Origin of the sequence: Caenimonas terrae (assembly GCF_042655405.1) — a bacterium.
Lineage (GTDB): Bacteria > Pseudomonadota > Gammaproteobacteria > Burkholderiales > Burkholderiaceae_C > Ramlibacter > Ramlibacter terrae_A.
Map to the genome: position 1 here is coordinate 1 of NZ_JBHSMF010000015.1, position 19,135 is coordinate 19,135.

The following is a 19,135-nucleotide window of genomic DNA, read 5'->3' on the forward strand; positions in this document are numbered from 1 at the left end:
TAGGACATCGTCAGGCTCTTACAGCCCTCAAAAGCCCCAGCAGAAGTGCTGGGGCTTTTGTCTTTGGCGATCCAGTTTGAGCGTCGTCACGCATTCAGGATCAATGCGCCGTCGCGCCTGGCGGCACCGGAGCGAACCAGCTCTGACGTCAGGCCATCGATCCAGTCGGCCAGGGCGGATTCTGCGGCGTAACGCCGATGCACCAGGCCCAGATACTCGTTGCCAAGCGCCCAGCGCTGGAAGTCCGCCGCGCGAATTTGCTGCAAGTCGAGCAGCTTGAACTTGAGCAAGACCTTGGCCGCATGCCTGGCGTGCCTTGCCGGGTCGGCAACGAAGCTTTTCAACCGTGATCGCGCCGCTGCAAGTGCCGCACCGGCGTCGGTGAACACCGGGCCATGCCCCGGAACGACCACAACCGGCCCCAGCGACTCGATCAGATCGAGTGTCGCCGCCACCTCGTCGAACGCTTCGATTCCCTCCAATTCATCGAACACGATTCCGAATCCGTTCTCCCACAACGCATCGGCCGAAATCAGCGTCCGGGACGCCGGCGCAAATAAGATGACCGAGTGCGGATCGTGCCCGGGCGCCGCGTGGATCTGCCAGTCGGAACTCCCGAGCGTGATCTGCTGGCCCGGTACCAGCATCCCCTCGAACCGAAAACGCGGGCACTCTTGTCCGGTCGGCGTGTAGCTCAGGGCGACCGGGTCCCATTGCCGTACGAAGTCGGCCAGACCGGGTGGAATCAGGGTCCGTGCCGCCGGATATTCCTGCTGGAGCGCGGCGTTGCCACCGCAATGGTCGCTGTGCAGATGGGTGTTCAGGATCAGGTCGAGCTCGCGCCCACCAAGGCCATTGCGTGCCAGTGCGACGGTCTGGGAAGAATGGGTGCAATAACCGGTGTCGACCAGCGCACTGCCCTCTGGTCCCTGGAACAGCACGCCGTTGGCGGACAGCCAGCCGCGCTCGAAGACCTGCATCCCGGCCGGCAGCGGGCATTCAGCTTGCACGATGAAGCTGGCAGGAGAGCGCTTGTTGGGAGCCGATGATGTCACTTCGCCGTGCGAAGCTCGCGCCGCAGGATCTTGCCGACATTGGTCTTGGGAAGTTCATCGCGGAACTCGATGTATCTCGGGTGTTTGTAGCCGGTGAGATTTTCGCGGCAATAACGAGCAATGTCTTCTTCCGTCAGTGTGGGGTCGCTGCGCACGATGAACACCTTGATCGCCTCGCCCTGCTTGTCGTCGGGCACCCCGATGGCCGCGCATTCCACCACTCCGGGGCACAGCGAGATCACGTTCTCAAGCTCGTTCGGAAACACGTTGAAGCCGCTGACCAGGATCATGTCCTTCTTGCGGTCGACGATGGTCGTGTAGCCGGCGCTGTCCATGATCCCGATGTCGCCAGTGCGCAGGAAGCCGTCGGCAGTGAAGGCCGCTGCATTTTCCGCGGGTTGCTGGTAGTAGCCCGGCATCACATTGGGGCCCTTGATGCAGATCTCGCCCGGCTGGCCGAAGGCAAGGGACTGGCCCGCCTCGTCCTTGATGGCAATGTCGATTCCGGGCAGCGGCAGCCCGATGTTGCCCGAGAACGTGCGTGCCGTGACGGGGTTGTTGGTGCCGATCGCGCAGGTCTCGCTCATTCCCCAGCCTTCCACCATCGCGCAGCCGGTCAATTCCTGCCACTGCCGCGCGGTGCCGGCGGAGGCCGCCATGCCGCCCGCCTGCGAAACGCACAACTGCGAAAAGTCCACGGTGCGAAACTGCGGGTGGAGCATCAGTCCGTTGAACAATGTATTGACCGCCGGCAGCAGGTGAAATGGCCGCTTCTTCAGCACCTCGATGAACTTGCCGATGTCGCGCGGGTTGGGGATCAGCGTCAGGTGCGAGCCCCAGCGGATTGCCAGCAGGCACAGCGTGAGCGCGAAGATGTGATACAGGGGGAGCGCCGCGATGCTGTTGACCCGGTTGACATTGCCCAGGCGCCCGAGCGCAGGCGTGAACCATTGTTCGGCCTGGAGGATGGCTGCGACGATGTTGCGATGGGTGAGGACCGCGCCCTTGGACAGGCCGGTGGTCCCGCCGGTGTACTGCAGGAAGGCGATCGAATCGAGCGACTGGGCGGCCGGCCGCAAGGGCAGCGCCGAGCCTTGCGCCACCGCGCGGTTGAACGGCGTGACGGTGCGGCCGTTGCTCAGCGGCAGCTTGTAGGCAGGCACGAGCTTGGCCAGGTGCCGCACCGCGAACGTGATCCAGCGTCCGAACCAGAAGCCCAGCAGGTCGCCCATCGACGCCATCACGACATGCTTGACTTGCGTGCGCTCGATCACTTCCTCAAGGGTGCCGGCGAAGTTCTCGAGGATGACGATCGCGGTCGCGCCGGAGTCGTTCAACTGGTGCTCCAGTTCGCGGGCGGTGTACAGCGGGTTCACGTTCACGCAGGTATAGCCAGCGCGCAGCACTGCAGCCATGGTGACGGCGAACTGCGGGATATTTGGCAGCATGATGGCCACCCGCGCGCCCGGCTCCAGGCCCCTCGCCTGCAGCCACGCGCCCAGCGCGCCGGACAATTCGTCCAGGCGCCGGTACGTCATCCACCGTTCCATGCAGACGGAAAACGGACGGGCCGCGTTCTCGCGCAGAGACTCCTCCAGCAGGTGCGTCAACGACCGGTACCGGTCCGGCGCCACGTCGTGGGCCACGCCCTGCGGATAACTCTTGAGCCAGACTCTGTCCATCGCATCGCTCCTTGGCGCGGATTGTCCAGGCAGCCGCCGCCGGTGCCTAGCGGGCTTGTCCTAGGGCAAGCGACACCGCCGTCACGCAAGGGACAGTCCGCGCCACAATGCCGCAACGAATGAAGCGAGCCTCTTCTTCCCTTGCCCGCATCCTCCAGTGCGCCACGCTGCTGCTGCTGGCAGGCGCGATTGCCTGGCTTGCCTGGTACCGGAACCGTTCGCCGTGGCTCGCCGGAGCGGGATTCGCGGCGATTGCCGCAGCCTACTCGGGCGCGCTGGCCTTCGAGTTCCTGGCGCTGCGCCGGGTCAACCGCAGCGACCCCGTGCCGCAGGCCGGTTGGGCCACGCTGGCACGAGCCTGGCTGGCGGAGACGCTGCAGGCGCCCCGCGTCTTCGGCTGGCGCCAGCCGTTCCGCTGGAACGCCGTCGCCGACCACCTCCCCGCTGTGCCCGAATCAGGCGGGCGCCGCGGCATCGTTTTCGTCCACGGCTTCATCTGCAACCGTGGCTTCTGGACGCCCTGGCTGCGCCAGGTGAGGCGGCGTGGCCATCCATTCGCCGCGGTCAATCTGGAACCCGTGTTCGGCTCCATCGACGACTACGTGGCCATCATCGAGCGCGCCGTCACCGCGGTCACCTTGTCCAGCGGCCTGCCTCCGATCCTTGTCTGCCACAGCATGGGCGGGCTGGCCGCGCGTGCCTGGTTGCGTGCCGGCCCACATGCGCGGCGGGTCCATCGCGTCGTGACGATCGGCACCCCGCACCAAGGCACTTGGCTGGCGCGCTCGAGCAGAAGCAAGAACGGCCGGCAAATGGCACAGGGCAGCACATGGCTGCGGCAGCTGGAAGCAGACAGCGCCTCGCTGCCGCAGCCGCCGTTTACCTGCTGGTACTCCAACTGCGACAACGTCGTCTTTCCCTCTTCGACAGCCACGCTGTCCGGGGCGCAGAACCTGCTGGTGGTGGGCGCCGCGCACGTGGACCTGGCCTTCCATCCGCGAGTGATGGCCCAGACGATGGCGCTGCTCGACCGCCTGTAAGATAAGCGGCACTGGTGGCGGCCGGCATGCGGCCAGCCCGGGAGAACCAAGAGGGACACAGCATGGCATTGATCGTCGTGATGGAAGACGATGCCGGAACCCGCATGATGGTGGCGTCCGTCCTGAAGCGTGACGGGCACGTCGTGCTGGGAGCGGAAGACGCGGCCAAGGGTCTGGACCTGGTGCGGCAGAACAATCCGGAGCTGATCATCAGCGACGTCCAGATGCCGGGGATGAACGGCTTCCAGATGCTGGCGAGCCTGCGCCAGAACCCGGTCACCGCCACCACGCCCGTCATCCTGCTCACGTCGCTGCAGGAGCGCGCGCACATCCGCATCGGCATGACCACCGGCGCCGACGACTACATCACCAAGCCGTTCCGGCCGGACGAGTTGCGCGAGGCTGTGGCATCGCAGTTGAACAAGCGCAGCATCCAGGCCAGCCTGCGCTCGATGGCGGTGGACGCCGCGGTCGAAGTCGCGCTGGTGGAGCAGAAGCACCAGCTGGCCAAGCTCTACGAACAGCGCCTCGCCTCCGAACTGAGCGAGCGCTGGCCCAGCGGTGCCGGCAGCGCCGGCGACGAACGCCTGGACAGCGCCACGGTGCTGTTCGCCGACATTCCCAACCATGCTGCGCTGGCCGAAAAGCTCGACGCCGAGGAACTGACCGACCTGGTCAAGAAGGTGTACGGCAACACCAACGACACGATCCAGCTGTTCGGCGCGCGGCACATCCGCTTCGTCGGCGAAGGGGCGCTGGCGGTGTTCGCCGCCAGCACCGACACGCACACCGTCAATCATTCGCTGCGGGCGGTGCGGGCAGCGATCGGTCTGGTCGAATCCGGCCGCGGCATCAACAAGTACCTTGCCGCCCGCTACCCGGGCCGCGACCTGCCGCCCTTCGAAATCAACGTGGCGCTGCACACCGGAACGGTGACCCTGACCCTGCTGGCCGATCCGCTGCACGGCACCGCGCAGGTGCTGCCGGTGGGCGACGCCATCAGCGTCGCCATCCTGCTGCAAAAACAGGCCCGCGCGCTCGGCTGGCCGGTGGTCGCCAGCGCCGTGGCCTTGCGCGCCATCGCCGGCGCCGTGCGCACCGGCCAGCGCGCGATGCTGCAGCTGCCGGGCCGTTCGGCGCCGATGGACGCCGTCGAACTGGTAGGCCTGGCGCTGTGATGCCCGCTGCCCGCGGCAGAAGGATGTTTTCGCTGCGGCGCATCCTCGCGGCCAGCCTCGTGCTGCTCGCCGCGCTGCCGGCGCTGCTGGTGGCGTGGATGCTGACGCGGGCCAGTACCAGCGCAGTGGAGGACCTGGCCGCCAAGATCCTCACGCAGGTCGCGGCCCTGGTGCAGACCGGCACCGAAGCGCACCTGCGCCAGGCCCACGACGTGCTCAATGGCCTGGTGTCGGAACGGCCGAACCAGGCCGAATTGCAGCGGGCCCGCGAGGGGCTGCGCAGCCTGGGGCAATACGAAGCGATGGCGATGGCGCTCAGTCGGCAACTGCCCGAAATTCCCAGCATCCACTTCGGCAACCTGCGCGGCGAGTACCTGGGTGTCACCGCCGGTGCCGACGGCGCGCGGGTCGGGGTCCGCCGGGCCGGCGGCCAGGGCCGCAGCTTCTATCTGGTGAACCTGCCGGGCGAACGACAGCGGGTGCAGTCGGTGGACAGTCGCAACTTCGAGCCGCGGACCACGCCCTGGTACGCAGGCGCCGTGATGGCCAAGGGCCGCGTGTTCTCCCCGGTTCAGCTGTCCAGCGGCCGGCGGCAGCTGGTGGTGAGCCTGTCGCAGCCGGTGTACGACGTCGATGGCGGCGTCGCTGGCGTCTTCGGCCTGGACCTGTCGCTGCAGCAGCTGGCCGACGTGCTGCGCACCCAGCGCATCAGCGCGCGCGGCGCCGCCTTCGTGGTCGACGAGAAGGGCTTGCTGGTTGCCAGTTCCGCCGGCGACCCGCTGTTCGGCGACGACGCCGCCGGCTCGCACCGGCGCACGCCGGCCGACAGTACCAACCCCATCGTGCGCGCCGGCTTCGCCGAGTTGCAGAAGATCTGGGCCGAGCGCAGCGCCGATTCCGTCGCCGTCGACACGGCGCTGCGGCGCCTGCCGGCGGGCAACGACACGCTGCTGATGGTGCAGCGCCCGTTCGGCGAAGCGCTCGGCCTGCGCTGGACGCTGGTGGTCGCGGCGCCCGAAACCGATTTCACGGCGGAGGTCACGCGTGCCGGCCGGGTCTCCCTGGCGGCGATGGCGCTTCTCATCCTGCTCGGAACGTTGCTGGCTTTCCTGATCGCCCAGCGCCTGGGCCAGCGGCTGCGTGCGCTCAGCGTGGCTGCGGCCAGGCTGGGACAGGGCGAGATTCCCCCGGTCCAGGAAGCCACGCGCATCCGCGAGGTGCACGAGCTGTCGGTGGTCCTGCATGACAGCGCGGTGCAGCTGGAGCACTTCCGCCGCCAGGTCGAGGCCGACGCGAAGGCGCTGCAGGATGCCAACGACACGCTCGAATCGCGGGTGCGGGACCGCACCGCGCAACTGGCTGCATCGCGCGAGGAGGCGCTGTCCGCGGCCCGCGCCAAGTCGGCCTTCCTGGCCACCATGAGCCACGAGATCCGCACGCCGCTCAACGGCATCGTCGGCATGAGCACGCTGCTGGCTGAAACCTCGCTCGATGCGGAGCAGCGCGACTACCTGGCGACCGTGCGCCTGTCGAGCGACCAGCTGCTGTCGGTGATCAACGACATCCTGGATTTTTCCAAGATCGAGTCCGGCAAGCTGGAACTGGAGCAGGAGCCTTTCAGCCTGCGCTCGGCCGTCGAGGAAGCCTGCGACATCGCGGCCCCGCGCGCCCGCGAGAAGGGACTGGAACTGATCATCGACATCGCCGACCAGGGGCCGGGCGCGATTCCCGAGGCGGTGCTGGGCGACGTGACCCGCCTGCGCCAGGTGCTGATCAACCTGATCAACAATGCCGTCAAGTTCACGGCGGCCGGCGAAGTTTCGATCCACGTGCGGCAGCTGCCGGCGGCCGATGCCGCCGGTCGCAAGCTGCTGGAGTTCCGCGTGAGCGACAGCGGAATCGGCATTCCCACCGACCGCATCGGCAGCCTGTTCGAAGCGTTCACCCAGGTCGACACGTCCACCACGCGCAAGTACGGCGGCACCGGGCTGGGCCTGGCGATCTGCAAGCGCCTGGTCGATCTCATGGGCGGCCAGATCGGCGTGGAAAGCCAGCCCGGCGCCGGGTCGACCTTCTGGTTCACCATCGCGGCGGCGCCGGCCCTGCTGGCGCCCTCGTTCGACCCCGCCGATGCGGCGATGCTCCATTCGATCCGGACGCTGGTGGTGGACGACCACGCCACCAACGTGCGCATCCTGACGCGGCAGCTGGAGCGATGGGGCATGCAGGTGGTGAGCGCGGATTCGGGTGCCCAAGCGCTGGGTTGGATGGCGCAGTCGCCGGCGCCGCCCGACATCGTCATCACCGACATGCACATGCCGCAGATGGACGGCCTCGCCCTGGCCCGCGCGCTGAAGGCGAACCCGCGCTGGCAGGCGATTCCCATCGTGCTCCTGAGCTCCGGCTTCATGCCCGCCGCGGAGGATGGCGCCCAACTGTTCAGCGCGCGGCTGCTCAAGCCGGCGCGGCAGAACCAGCTGTTCGAGACCGTGCTGCGCTGCCTGTCGGCCGACCCGTCCTCGGCTGGCCGGGTACCGGCCGTTCCGGCGGACCTCCGGAAGAACGTCAGCGTGCTGGTGGCCGACGACAACGCCGTCAACCTCAAGGTCGCGTGCGCCATGCTGGTCAAGCTGGGCTACGACATCGCAACGGCAAGCGACGGCCGCGAGGCGGTGGAAGTGTTCGCGCATGCTGCTGCCCGGGGTGAGCGCTTCGGGGCGATTCTGATGGACGTCAACATGCCGGATGTCGATGGCCTGCAGGCCACCCGGCAGATCCAGTGGGCATGGGGCGAGCGCGCGCCGCCGGTCATCGCGTTGACGGCGGCCGCGTCGTCGGAAGACCGGGAGCGCTGCGAGGCCGCCGGCATGGTGGACTACCTCACCAAGCCGCTGATGGTGGCGGACCTGGCCAGGATGCTGGAGAAGTGGATCCCCGCGGCTGCGGGCGGCGCGCCGTTGGAGGCGGCTGCCGGCCCGATCCCTGTAACCCCGGGCGTGCCCGGTGCGTTGGTGGACTTCGCCCGGCTGGAGGAATTCCGCGACTACGACGACGAAGCGCTGACGATGACAAGCGAAGTCATCGCGCTGTTTCGCGCCGATGCGCCGCTGCGGCTGGACGCGATCGGCAGCGCCATCGCGGCCGGCGACGGCCCGGCGCTGGCGCAGGCCGCCCACGCGCTGAAGGGGTCGGCCGCCAACGTGGGCGCGGCCGCCATCGGGCAGGTCGCCGGCGAACTGGAGGCTCTTTCGCCGCAGCAGGTGCCTGCGCAGGCCGCCGCCCTGCTGGCGCAGTTGCGGGTCCTGTGGCCCCAGACGGTTGCCGCGATCGCGCGCTGGAACGCCCCCCGCTAGCCGGTTTGCGGCCAGTTGGCAATGTGAATATCGCACAGGAAATCTGGCGTTAATCCCCATTAGTGGGGGCTCCCTTTTCCTAAGCTTCGGCCATCACTAAGTGGGGCTCGACATGGAACTAATGGCAAACGGTGTGCATTCGGTCGGCAATGCGTCGCGGGACGCAACGAATGGAGCGGGGTCCGGACTGGCCCTGGTAATGGATGAACTCGCATACGGCGTCTTGGTCACGAGTCTGGACAATCAGGTGCTGCACGCAAACCAGGCAGCGCGCCATGAACTGGCGCGGCGGCGCGTGCTGGGGGTACGCGACCAGCTGTTGTACGGCTGTTCGCCGGACGATGGCAAGGCCTTGCAGGAGGCGGTGACCAAGGTCGGGCAGGGCAAGCGCAGCATGCTCACCCTGTCGACGCCCGACGGGTTCAGCCTGACGATGGCGGTGCTGCCACTGAAGGTGGACGAGGCCACCGGCCTGGTGCGGGCGGCCTTCATGTTCTCCCGGGCCTCGGTCTGCGAATCGCTCATGCTCTGCTTCTTCGCCCGCAGCCACAGCCTGACTGCCACCGAAGAGCATGTCCTGGGCATCTTGTGCCAGGGCTATTCCGCGCCGCAGGTCGCCGCCAAGCTGAACGTGGCGGTCTCCACTGTGCGCAGCCACGTGCGCAGCCTGTGCGCAAAGACGCGCTCCAGCGGCGTGCGGGAGCTGGTGAACCGGGTGGCGGTGCTGCCGCCGGTGGCGCCGACGCTGCGCCATGAAGTGATGCACTGACCCGCTGCTCGATCCGGGACTCGCATGCTAGAGTGGTCGACGTCAGGGGGAGCCAGAAGATGCCTGCTGCGCCGATTCAATCCGGAAACGCCGAAGCGCTGATCGCCAAGCTCAGTCCGATGCTGCAGCCGCTGGCGCAGCGCGGGGTGATCCGCAGCTACAAGAAGAACAGCGTCGTCATCAACGAAGGCGATGTCGGCGAATCGCTGTTCATCCTGCTGCAGGGCCGTGTCAAGGTCTATGCGACCGACGACAACGGCCGCGAGATCACCTACGGCAACATCGATGCCGGCGACTATTTCGGCGAGATGTCCCTCGACGGCGGTCCGCGCTCGGCATCCGTCATCACGCTGGAGCCCAGCGTCTGCGCGGTGGTCACGCGCAATTCGGTGCGCGACCACCTCGCGGTGCAGCCGGACTTCGCGATGGAACTGGTCACGCAGGTGATCCGGCGCGCGCGCAGCGCGACCGAGACTGCGCGCCAGATGGCGCTGCTGGACGTGTACGGGCGCGTGATCTCCACCCTGGAAAGCGAGGAAGGGCCGGGCCGGCCCGAGGCGCCCGTGCTGCTGCAGCAGATCACCCACCAGAGCATCGCCAGCCGGGTCGGCGCCTCGCGCGAGATGGTCAGCCGCCTGCTCAAGGACCTGGAAAAGGGCGGCTACATCAGCATGGGCGTCAAGAAGATCACCCTGCTCAAGAAACTGCCGGCCCGCTGGTAGCCGGCCCGCGGCTCACCGCTTGCCCGATGCATTGAGCAGCTGGCGGGTCACTTGCGGCGATGCCGCGCTGGTGCCGCGCAGGCGCACCATGGCGCCACTGCGGGTGCCGGCGCCCGTCACCCCTTGGAGCACCGGGTTCTCGTCGCCATAGGCTTCGTCGCGCGGCACCTTCACCACGCCGGGGCGCTCCGGCCGGCTGCGGTCCGGATCCGGCTTGCGCGGCGAATAGAGGGCCCACCTGGGATCGGGAATGCCGGGCACGGCGCTGGTATGCGTCATGCGGGTGGCGCCCACGGAGGTCGTGCGGCTGCCGGTGCCAATGCTGTTGAAGCTGCCGCTGCGCCGGATCAGTGTCGGGTCGGCCGGCGAATCGACCGGGGCGCCGATGGCGTAGTCGGCGTCCTCGAAGCAGGACTGCGGCCGGCCGCTGGCGCCGTCCACGATGTCGTCGCGTTCGATGTATGCATCCACCACGGCGTCCCCGCCGCGCGTCTTGAGCTTGACCCGCCAGCGTCCGCTCGGGGCGGTGGCGGCGCCCGGCTCGAAGCTGAAGGTACGCGACAGCGCCAGCAGTGCGCAGGTCCCGTTCTCGCCGGTGGCTACCGAGCGCGGGTAGATCAGGGCGCAGCACGGCAGCGCCTGGCCGTCGGTCCACATCCTGGACTCGCCCCAGCGCAGCGCCGGCAGCGGTGAGCGCCCGGGCGGCGTCACCTCGATTTCCACCTCGTGCGCGCCGGCCGGCAGCCACAGCTCGAGGAAGCTCTGCGTGCGGTCGTCGGGCTGCACCTGCCAGTCGAGCGCGGCCTTGCGGCGCCACGGCGCGCGCGGTTTGCTCGCCGCAGTGAGCGGGATGTTGGCATGGGTGCGCGACTGGTAGCCGTTGCCGGCCGCCAGCACCAGCCGCAGCCGGCCGTCATACAGCGCGACCAGCTGGTCCATCGCGGCCTCGAGCACCGAGCTGCCGTCGTGCGGCCCGGCCAGCGTGCCGAAGCTGATGTTCACCGTGATCTGCGCCTCGGTGTCGCAGCGCGACAGGATATAGAGCAGGCCGTCCAGCACGCCGACGTTCATCGAACCGCCCGAGGTGTCCTGCACCGTGTCGTAATCGAGCTGCACGGCGATCACCGGGCATTTGCTGGCGGCGTCGCCGGGCTCGTCCCAGCTCGCAGGCGCGTCGAAGCCCGGCGGCAGGTTGGCCACCCGCGACGGCAGCGGCATCGGCCCGGCCGCCAGGTCCAGCACGAAGGTGCCATGGCTTTGCGCGGTGTCCAGGGCATGGAAGCGGACGCGCCCATCCGGCGACACCTTGCCCAGCGTCGACAGCCCCAGGTCGATGTACACGCCCGATTCGTCGCAGACGCCGTGGCTGGTGTTGGCGGCCATGGCACGGGCGATGTCGGCCGCCGTCAGCTCATGGCCGTACCCCATCGAGGCCGGCACCCGGCCGGCACCCTCGCTGTCCTGGCGCCAGAAGAATGCGGTGCGGGGCTTGCCCGCCGCATCCAGGAAGTCGGCGTGCGCCAGCGCCAGGCTGTCGTCGATGAGCCCGATCACCTTGCCGGACAGCAGCCCCGGGCCGGCGGCACGGCCCTCGCGTGCTCGCGATTGCTGCGGTTGCGGCGGATCGCGCGACTGCTCGCCGGCCGGCAGGCCCATCTCGAAGCGCTTGACCACCTCGTGCAGCCGCCCGCCGGGCTGGATCTCGCGAAAGAACGCACGGCCGGCCAGGACGCTGCAAAAGCGCAAGCCGGCCGGTGCGGCGTGCGCGGTGTAGACCTTGCGCACGCACACCGACTGCGGCGAAGCCAGGGCCACGAAGGCGGCGATGGACCATCCCTCACGCAATTCCACCACGCCCGGCAGCCACTTGCCGGGCACTTCCTCGTAGCCGGAGAAGTGGTCGGCCTCGGCCCAGACCAGGTAGGGGTCGAAGCCGTCGGTGGCGCCGGGCCGGGACCAGTCGATGCCGGTGAAGCTGCCCTTGGGAAGTCGGCTCCAGCCCATGGCCTACTTCCACTCCGCCAGCGCCTTCTTCCAGACACAGGCCAGCAAGGGCGCCTGGCTCACCTCCCAGGCGGCCGGCCGGTACGCGTAGTAGCCGCTACTGCCATCGGTCATCGAGACGCGCGGGTCGAAATCCAGCGGCGCCTGGTGGCGGCCGTGGAACTTGCGGCCGTCGAAGCCCCATTCGTTGACCTCCCCGCCGCGGCAGCGGGCGACGAAGAACTCGCCCAGCGCGGTGCCGAGCAGACGCCCGGCAGCGCTGTCGACCGGATAGTGCAGGCCGGCGACCGTGCGGTTGACGGCGACGCGCGCAGCAAAGCGCTGCAACTGCTCGCGGTACTTGCTGCCGGTACGCCTGGAATGCTGCATGAGGGCTTGCAGCACGCCGGCGATCATGAAGGTTTCGGTCGCGTGGCCGCTGGGCCAGCTGGCGTGGCCCGGCACCGTGACCATCGGCTGGATCTGCGGCGACAGCGTGCCGGGCCGCGGACAGGAGAAGGCGTGCTTGAGCCGCATCTCGACGTCCACCGTCATCGACAGCGCCAGCGCCGCCAGCGCCTGGGTCCAGGGCTGGCGGTACGGCTGCATCCCCAGGATCGCCGCCCAGAAGGGCACCTGGGTCGGCATGGTCTGCGCCACGATTTCGCTGGCGCGGCTCTCCCGCAGTTCCGCGTAATTGGCGACCAGATCGACCTGGACCGCGAAGATCTCCTCGGTCGGGCGCACCAGCTTGACCACCGCCCGGTCCTTGAGGTTCGATGCCAGCAGGTCGACGAAGCCGACCGTCACCGCCTCGCCCTGGACGTTGAAGGTCAGGCCCGAGAGCAGTTCCACCGAACAGGTCTGCAGCCGCTGCGTCACGTCCCATTCTTCGATGTGGCCGGGCTGGTCCAGCGGCAGCGGCAACTTGAACGGCAGCGTCGCGCCGGCGAACGGCCCGACCAGCGCCGCGCGGTTCTGCGTCAGCGCTTCCGCCAGCAGCGGTCCGCCGTCCGGGGCAGGACCCGGCTGGCCGCCGGAACCCCAGCCGCCCCACCCACCCCATCCTCCCCAACCGCCCCAACCGCCCCATCCGCCCCAGCCACCGAGTGTGCTCATGCGCTGCTCCTCGAAATTGTTGGTTGTCGTTTCAGGCCGGCAGGCCGGCCCGCAACAGGGCATCGGCCACGGTGGTGGCCATCGCGCCGCGGGCCGGCGTCCGTGCCAGGAATTGCGTAACGGTGAAAGACGGTTCCAGCTCCAGCAGCTTCTGCACCGTGTCGCGCGCATCGTCCATCTGGTTCGACAGCGACTGGGCGATCGCCAGCGCGCGGTAGGTGGAGGTATGGGAGCGGTTGGCCCTGAGCGAGCGCTTGGCCAGCTCGATCGCTCGGTCGTATTTGCCGGCGGTGATTGCGGCCGATGCGGCCAGCGAGTCGTAGAAATAGCGCAGCGGGTCCAGCGGCGACAGCCGCAGCGCCCGTTCGCTGGCGTCCAGCGCATCGGCGCCGTTGCCCATGAAGGCGTTCAGCGTGCCGGTCAGCAGCCAGGCCAGCGACTCGTTTGGATTGATCTGCAGCGCTGCCTGGTAGCTGCTGGCGGCGCCGGCCAGGTCCTTCACCAGGTTGGTCAGCACGAAGCCCTGCACCGTCAGCGCGAGCGAGGATTGCGGGTCGTTTTCCAGCGCGCGGCGGGTGCTGTCCATCGCCTGGCGCCCCTGGGCCTGCGGATCGTCCGACCAGCCCTGCTGCACCAGCAGCACGTGCCAGGTGGCCAGCCAGGCGTGCGGCGCGGGATGGCGCCGGCTGCGCTCCACCAGGTGCTCCAGCATCTCGCGCGAGCGCTTGAAGTCCGAGGGCGAATTGCGGTGCATCAGCGCCACGGCACCCAGCAGCAGGGTATAGCCCTCCAGCGTCGGCAGGGCGTGCCGATGCGCGCGGCCGACCTCGTGGTGCATCACGGCGGCGCTGATGGCGGCGACCAGCCGCGCGATCAGCTCGTCGTCGGCTGAGAACACGCCGCTGACCCGGCCCTTGAGGCTGTCGGCCCAGACGATGTGGCGGGTCTTGGTGTCGATCAGCTCGACGAACAGCGCCAGGTCCGAGCCGCTGGCCCGGCAGACGCCCGACAGCACATAGCTGGCGCCCAGGTGGGCCTTGATGTCGTCGACCGAGTCGTCGCGGCCGCGAAAGAAAGTGGTGGACAGGCGCGAGATGACGTGCAGTTCCGACGTGCGCGACAGCGCGGCGATCACGTCGTCGGCCAGCGCCTCGCCCAGCAGCTCCTGGCCCGGCTCGCTGCTGCGCATCGAGAACGGGATGATGGCGATGGTGGGCCGCAGGTCCAGCCGCACCGTCTGGCCCGGTGCGATCACCGGCTGGTGTCCCGGCGGGCCGACGCGGTACACCCGCACCGGCTCCGCCACGTGCTTCAGGTAGCAACCGCCCAGGTCCTCCACGTCGGCATCGAGGTTGGGTGCGAGGCGGTCGCGCAGTTCGGCGGTGATGATGAATTCGCCCGGGCCGGCCAGTCCGGCGATGCGGGCGGTGAGATTGACGTCCGAGCCGTAGATGTCGTGCTTGTCGGCGACGAATTCGGCCAGGTGGGCGCCGATCCGCAGGTGCAACTGCTGTTCGGATGCCAGCCCCTCGTTGCCCTGGGCGGCCAGCTCCTGCAGCGCAAAGCCGGCGCGGATGCAGCCCAGCGCGTCCTTGAATTCCAGCATCAGGCCGTCGCCCAGGCTCTTGACCAGGCGCCCGCCGTGCAGCCCGAGAAGGTGGTGTTCGGTCCGGTCCACCAGCTTTTGCCAGCGCGCCACAAAGTCATTTTCGTCCTGCTCCATCAGGCGGACCGACTCCACGACGTCCATCACCATGAGGACCTTGGTCTGGCGGGCAAAGGGGGAGGGCAAGTCGGTGCTGGCGGACATCGTAGGCGTAACTGCGCGTAAGAACCTCCGCATTTTGGGGGAGGTTGCGTCCGCTGTCTTGCCCCATTTGGGCGACGCAGCGCTGCCAGGCAGAGTGTTGTTTCAGTGCCGAAGGAATTCGGCCCGCCGGGTCAGGCGCCGGCGGCCAGCTCCGGCAGCGACTTCACCCGCTGGTAGATCGGGGTGAAATCGGGCGCCGTCTTGTCGAACAGCTCCTGGAAGCTGTCGATGACGAAATAGGTCTGCTGGTAGCTGTCGATCTTGTAGCGGGTGCGCATTACCCGCTCGATGTCCAGCGGCAATCGCTGCGGCTCGGGGCTGCGCACCGAATGCTGCAGCTCGCCGCCGGAGCTGAGGATGCCGGCGCCGTAGGCGCGCAAGCCGTCGCTCTGGCGGATCAGCCCGAATTCGATGGTGTACCAGTACAAGCGGCTGAGCAGCTCGCAGGCGTCCAGCCGGTGGGCCTTTAGCCCGCCCTTGCCGTATTCCTGCATGTGGTCGGCAAAGATCGGGTTGAACAGCAGCGGCACGTGGCCGAACAGGTCGTGGAACACATCCGGCTCGACGATGTAGTCGAATTCCTCGGGCTTGCGGATCCAGTCAGTCACCGGGAACTTGCGCGCCGCCAGCAGGCTGAAGAACGGCACCTCGGGGATCAGTCCCGGCACCGCCACGATCTCCCAGCCGGTGGCCTTGTGCAGCCGCTCGTTGACTTCCTCGAAGCGCGGGATCCGGTCCTTGACCCCCAGCAGCGGCAGGTCGCGGATGAATTCGTCGCAGGCCAGGCCCGGCAGCAGCGCCGCCTGGCGCTCGTAGAGCTTGCGATAGGTCTCGTGGTCGGCCGGCGTGTATGCGGCGTAGTTCTGCGGGCAGGTGTAATCGGCCGTGGCGCGCGAATAGTCGCCGCGCGGCGGCCGGTCCGACTGGCCGTACACCACCGGTTCCGGCGCAACGTCAGCGGCGACCACGGGAGATTTCATGACGCAGCGGGCAGCACGCCGCGCCGCACCTGGTCCAGCTCCATGGTCTCGAACAGCGCCTTGAAGTTGCCTTCGCCGAAGCCTTCGTTGCCCTTGCGCTGGATGAACTCGAAAAAGATCGGGCCCAGCTGGTTCTCGCTGAAGATCTGCAGCAGCAGTTCCCCCGGCGTGCCGTCCACCAGGATGTTGCGCGCCTGCAGGTCGGCGATGTTCTCGCTCAGCCCGGGGATGCGCTTGGGCAGCAGCTCGTAATAGGTTTCGCTGGTGTCCAGCAGCTTGACGCCGGCCATCTGCAGCGAATCGACCGTGTCGTACAGGTTGGTCGAGCCCAGCGCGATGTGCTGGATGCCCTCGCCGTGGTACCTGTCCAGGTATTCCTGGATCTGGCCCGATTTCTCGTTGCCTTCCTCGTTGATCGGGATGCGGATCTTGCCGCAGGGGCTGGTCATCGCCTTGCTCTTGACGCCGGTGGAATGCCCCTCGATGTCGAAGTAGCGGATCTCGCGGAAGTTGAACAGCCGCTCGTAGAACTCCGACCACTCGCCCATCCGGCCGCGGTGCACGTTGTGGGTCAGATGGTCGATGTAGGTCAGGCCGAAGCCTGGCGGGTTCAGTGCCTCGGCCGAATCGATGCCGGGCAGGGCCTCGAAATCGACGTCGTAGAAGCCGATGTTGCCGATGTCGCCCTGGCGCGCGCCGTTCTTGCCGCGCCAGCGGTCCACCAGGTAGATCAGGCTGTCGCCGATGCCCTTGATCGCCGGGATGTTCAGTTCGCCCGGGCCGGCGACGCCGGCGTAACCCCAGGCGCCCAGCGCGATCGCCCGCTCGTAGGCCGCCTTGGCGTCCTGCACCCGGAACGCGATCGCGCAGATGCTGGGGCCGTGCTGGCGGGCGAAGCGCTGCGCGAAGGAATCCGGCTCGGCGTTGATGATGAAGTTGATGCCGCCCTGCCGGTACAGCGTCACCTGTTTGTGGCGGTGCCTGGCCACCGGCCTGAAGCCCATGCGCTCGAACAGCTCGCCCATCGCCTTGGGGTCCGGCGCCGCATATTCGATGAATTCGAATCCGTCGGTTCCCATCGGGTTCTCCCACGCCGTGACGGCTTGGGCGGCTTGTTGGGGCAGGGCTGCGTTCATGCGGAGGGTCTCCAGGGCGGCGAAGAGTCCACTGTAGCGCCCGGACGCTCAATTTTCCGCCGTGTTCGGGCCGGATTCGTGCGCCTGGCGCAGTAAAATTGCGTGGTGAACGAAACCAGCGCACTCGACAAGCTCGACAAGGGCATCCTGCGCCTGCTGCAGGAAAACGGGCGGGAAACCTACGACGTCATCGGAGAGAAGGTCGGCCTGTCGTCCAGCGCGGTGCTGCGCCGGGTCAAGCGGCTGGAGGAAGCCGGCGTGATCGGCCGTTACGTGGCGCTGGTGCGGCCCGAGGCGGTGGGGCTCGGCCTGACGGCCTATCTGAACGTGCGGCTGGAAAAGCACACCGAGCGCCACAAGCGCAACCCGATGGACGTGTTCCGGGCCAGCGTGCAGACCTGGCCGGAAGTGGTGGAGTGCGCCTCCCTCACCGGGGACATGGATTACCTGCTGCGGGTGGTGGTGCAGGACATGGCGCATTACAGCCGCTTCATCATGGATACGCTGCTCAAGCATCCCAGCGTGCAGGACTGCAAGACCAGCTTCGTGCTGGACCGGGTCAAGGCGACGACCGCGCTTCCGGTCTGATAAACAACAGTTGTGGGACCGCGCCTAGGTAGAACTACCTGAAATCGGGCGATCGGCGTGGCGGCTGATTGCTTCCTCGGGGTTAACCCTTACATTGAAGCCATGGTCGATTCTCCCCAACAAGCAAGCCCTGCCAGTCCGGTGGTGGTGCCGATCCGCTCGCTCGGCCCCGGCCATCGCGACCGGATCGCGGCCCATCTGCTGGCGCTGGACGCCGACGACCGCTACCTGCGCTTCGGCTACCTTGCGACCGACGAGCAGATCGAGCGCTATGTCGCCGGGCTGGACTTCGACCGGGACGACATCTTCGGCGTCTACAACCGCAAGCTGGAACTGATCGCCATGGCCCACCTGGCGTTTTCCAGCGATGCGCAGCACAGCTCCTGCGGCGAATTCGGCGTCTCGGTGCTGAAGAAGGCGCGCGGGCGCGGCTACGGCAGCCGGCTGTTCGAGCGGGCCGTCATCCATGCCCGCAACGAGGGCGTGGACCTGATGTTCATCCATGCCCTGACCGAGAACAGGGCGATGCTCAAGATCGCCACCAACGCCGGCGCCACCCTGGAACGCGCCGGTTCGGAAACCGACGCCTACCTGCGCCTGCCCCCTGCCACCCTGGACAGCCGGATGAGCGAGATGGTCGAGGAACAGGTGGCGCGCACGGATTACCGGCTCAAGTCCCAGGCCCACAGCTTCCGCCAGTTCCTGTCCGGCCTGCAGGACGTCCGCCGGGGCGTGCGCGAAGGCCGGCACAAGTCGGGCCAATAGGCGGGCGGGGCCCGGACGCGGGGCCGCCAATCCGCTATCCTTGTCGTCCCTCCACTACAGCACGTCCTGCCCTAGGCCTGTGTCCGACCCGCACCCTGCGCGCGCTTCCGAAAAGGAAGACAAGCGCACTTTCCTGCAGAAGATCCAGGAGTTCATCCATCCCGGACCGGACTCCAAGGCCGAGCTGATCGAAACGCTGGCCGACGCGGAAGACAACGACATCATCGGCGCCGAATCGCGCGTGATGCTCGAGGGCGTGATCCGGATGGCCGACCAGACCGCCGGCGAGGTGATGGTGGCGGCGCCGCGGATGGACCGGATCAACATCGACGCCGGCTACGACGAGATCCTGCACGTGGTCATCGACACCGCGCACTCGCGCTTTCCGGTGTACGAGGGCGAGCGCGACAACATCATCGGCATCCTGCTGGCCAAGGACCTGCTCAAGCTGCACCGGGCGCCGGAGCTGAACATCCGGGCGCTGCTGCGGCCGGCCACCTTCGTGCCGGAGAGCAAGGGCCTGAACGACCTGCTGCGCGAGTTCCGCGGCAACCGCAACCACCTGGCGATCGTGATCGACGAATTCGGACGGGTCGCGGGCCTGATCACCATCGAGGACGTGCTGGAACAGATCGTCGGCGAGATCGAGGACGAATTCGACATTCCGGAGGACGAGGGCGACATCTTCGGCCTGTCCGACCGCACCTACCGGGTCAGCGGCGACACCTCGATCGAGCGCGTCAACGAGTCCTTCGGCGTCTCGCTCCTGCCCACCGACGGTGTGCAGGACTTCGACACCATCGGCGGGCTGATCGCGCACGAGATGGGCCACGTGCCCAAGCGCGGCGAGCACCACAGCCTGGCCGGCCTGAACTTCGTCGTGCTGCACACCAAGGGCGGCGCGGTGCGCTGGTTCAAGGTGTCGCCGGTCGCCGACGACGACCGGACAGGCTGA

15 protein-coding genes are annotated in these 19,135 nt (G+C 67.9%); 8 read left to right on the plus strand and 7 right to left on the minus strand.

Annotation, left to right across the window (positions count from 1 at the left end; genetic code table 11):
- Positions 1 to 86: 86 nt before the first annotated feature.
- Positions 87 to 1,055 (minus strand): MBL fold metallo-hydrolase, encoded by a 969-nt coding sequence (locus tag ACFPOE_RS22000; RefSeq protein WP_376852484.1) that lies wholly within the window; start codon positions 1,053 to 1,055, stop codon positions 87 to 89.
- Positions 1,052 to 2,737 carry an AMP-binding protein gene (locus ACFPOE_RS22005; RefSeq protein ID WP_376852485.1) on the minus strand — a complete coding sequence of 562 codons (1,686 nt, stop codon included), beginning with the start codon at positions 2,735 to 2,737 and terminating at the stop codon, positions 1,052 to 1,054. The genes ACFPOE_RS22000 and ACFPOE_RS22005 overlap by 4 nt, the downstream gene beginning before the upstream one ends.
- 119 nt (positions 2,738 to 2,856) lie before the next feature.
- Between ACFPOE_RS22005 and ACFPOE_RS22010 the strand changes: the two genes are divergently transcribed.
- The 5 genes from ACFPOE_RS22010 to ACFPOE_RS22030 all read left to right on the plus strand — a co-directional run bounded on the left by ACFPOE_RS22010 (position 2,857) and on the right by ACFPOE_RS22030 (position 9,799).
- On the plus strand, positions 2,857 to 3,777 hold the full coding sequence (locus ACFPOE_RS22010) for an esterase/lipase family protein (protein ID WP_376852486.1): 921 nt from the start codon (positions 2,857 to 2,859) through the stop codon (positions 3,775 to 3,777).
- 62 nt (positions 3,778 to 3,839) lie between these two features.
- A complete protein-coding gene (locus ACFPOE_RS22015) occupies positions 3,840 to 4,955 on the plus strand; it encodes a response regulator (RefSeq protein ID WP_376852487.1) in 1,116 nt (371 codons plus the stop codon).
- Positions 4,955 to 8,308 carry a response regulator gene (locus tag ACFPOE_RS22020; protein WP_376852488.1) on the plus strand — a complete coding sequence of 1,118 codons (3,354 nt, stop codon included), beginning with the start codon at positions 4,955 to 4,957 and terminating at the stop codon, positions 8,306 to 8,308. Before ACFPOE_RS22015 ends, ACFPOE_RS22020 begins: the two co-directional genes overlap by 1 nt.
- Before the next feature lie 247 nt (positions 8,309 to 8,555).
- Positions 8,556 to 9,077 carry a helix-turn-helix transcriptional regulator gene (locus ACFPOE_RS22025; RefSeq protein ID WP_376852489.1) on the plus strand — a complete coding sequence of 174 codons (522 nt, stop codon included), beginning with the start codon at positions 8,556 to 8,558 and terminating at the stop codon, positions 9,075 to 9,077.
- Positions 9,078 to 9,136: 59 nt separating this feature from the next.
- A complete protein-coding gene (locus ACFPOE_RS22030; protein ID WP_376852490.1) occupies positions 9,137 to 9,799 on the plus strand; it encodes a Crp/Fnr family transcriptional regulator in 663 nt (220 codons plus the stop codon).
- A gap of 12 nt (positions 9,800 to 9,811) precedes the next feature.
- On the opposite strand, the gene ACFPOE_RS22035 is transcribed toward ACFPOE_RS22030, so the two are convergent.
- From ACFPOE_RS22035 to hppD, 5 genes are all read right to left on the minus strand, one after another.
- Positions 9,812 to 11,803: a S8/S53 family peptidase gene (locus tag ACFPOE_RS22035; protein WP_376852491.1), complete on the minus strand. Its 1,992-nt coding sequence runs from the start codon at positions 11,801 to 11,803 to the stop codon at positions 9,812 to 9,814.
- A gap of 3 nt (positions 11,804 to 11,806) precedes the next feature.
- Positions 11,807 to 12,901, minus strand: a complete 1,095-nt coding sequence (locus tag ACFPOE_RS22040) for a phosphatase PAP2 family protein (RefSeq protein ID WP_376852492.1) — start codon at positions 12,899 to 12,901, stop codon at positions 11,807 to 11,809.
- Between the two features lie 31 nt (positions 12,902 to 12,932).
- Positions 12,933 to 14,711, minus strand: a complete 1,779-nt coding sequence (locus ACFPOE_RS22045) for an adenylate/guanylate cyclase domain-containing protein (protein WP_376852493.1) — start codon at positions 14,709 to 14,711, stop codon at positions 12,933 to 12,935.
- A 131-nt stretch (positions 14,712 to 14,842) separates the two neighbouring features.
- Positions 14,843 to 15,691, minus strand: a complete 849-nt coding sequence (gene phhA, locus ACFPOE_RS22050) for a phenylalanine 4-monooxygenase (RefSeq protein ID WP_376852494.1) — start codon at positions 15,689 to 15,691, stop codon at positions 14,843 to 14,845.
- Positions 15,688 to 16,827 carry a 4-hydroxyphenylpyruvate dioxygenase gene (gene hppD / locus ACFPOE_RS22055; protein WP_376852495.1) on the minus strand — a complete coding sequence of 380 codons (1,140 nt, stop codon included), beginning with the start codon at positions 16,825 to 16,827 and terminating at the stop codon, positions 15,688 to 15,690. Before hppD ends, phhA begins: the two co-directional genes overlap by 4 nt.
- 105 nt (positions 16,828 to 16,932) lie before the next feature.
- On the opposite strand from hppD, the gene ACFPOE_RS22060 reads away from it, so the two are divergent.
- The 3 genes from ACFPOE_RS22060 (at position 16,933) to ACFPOE_RS22070 (ending at position 19,135) form a co-directional block, all read left to right on the plus strand.
- Positions 16,933 to 17,415: an Lrp/AsnC family transcriptional regulator gene (locus ACFPOE_RS22060; RefSeq protein ID WP_376852496.1), complete on the plus strand. Its 483-nt coding sequence runs from the start codon at positions 16,933 to 16,935 to the stop codon at positions 17,413 to 17,415.
- Positions 17,416 to 17,517: 102 nt separating this feature from the next.
- Complete coding sequence (locus ACFPOE_RS22065; RefSeq protein ID WP_376852497.1) at positions 17,518 to 18,180, plus strand: GNAT family N-acetyltransferase; 663 nt, start codon at positions 17,518 to 17,520, stop codon at positions 18,178 to 18,180.
- Positions 18,181 to 18,259: 79 nt separating this feature from the next.
- Positions 18,260 to 19,135 carry an HlyC/CorC family transporter gene (locus ACFPOE_RS22070; RefSeq protein ID WP_376852498.1) on the plus strand — a complete coding sequence of 292 codons (876 nt, stop codon included), beginning with the start codon at positions 18,260 to 18,262 and terminating at the stop codon, positions 19,133 to 19,135.

Coding starts and splice junctions, on each gene's coding strand:
- ACFPOE_RS22020 (WP_376852488.1), top strand. CDS start 4,955: ATGCCCGCTGCCCGCGGCAGAAGGATGTTTTCGCTGCGGCGCATCCTC.
- ACFPOE_RS22030 (WP_376852490.1), top strand. CDS start 9,137: ATGCCTGCTGCGCCGATTCAATCCGGAAACGCCGAAGCGCTGATCGCC.
- phhA (WP_376852494.1), bottom strand. CDS start 15,691: ATGAAATCTCCCGTGGTCGCCGCTGACGTTGCGCCGGAACCGGTGGTG.
- ACFPOE_RS22065 (WP_376852497.1), top strand. CDS start 17,518: ATGGTCGATTCTCCCCAACAAGCAAGCCCTGCCAGTCCGGTGGTGGTG.
- ACFPOE_RS22045 (WP_376852493.1), bottom strand. CDS start 14,711: ATGTCCGCCAGCACCGACTTGCCCTCCCCCTTTGCCCGCCAGACCAAG.
- ACFPOE_RS22040 (WP_376852492.1), bottom strand. CDS start 12,901: ATGAGCACACTCGGTGGCTGGGGCGGATGGGGCGGTTGGGGCGGTTGG.
- ACFPOE_RS22015 (WP_376852487.1), top strand. CDS start 3,840: ATGGCATTGATCGTCGTGATGGAAGACGATGCCGGAACCCGCATGATG.
- hppD (WP_376852495.1), bottom strand. CDS start 16,827: ATGAACGCAGCCCTGCCCCAACAAGCCGCCCAAGCCGTCACGGCGTGG.
- ACFPOE_RS22010 (WP_376852486.1), top strand. CDS start 2,857: ATGAAGCGAGCCTCTTCTTCCCTTGCCCGCATCCTCCAGTGCGCCACG.
- ACFPOE_RS22035 (WP_376852491.1), bottom strand. CDS start 11,803: ATGGGCTGGAGCCGACTTCCCAAGGGCAGCTTCACCGGCATCGACTGG.
- ACFPOE_RS22005 (WP_376852485.1), bottom strand. CDS start 2,737: ATGGACAGAGTCTGGCTCAAGAGTTATCCGCAGGGCGTGGCCCACGAC.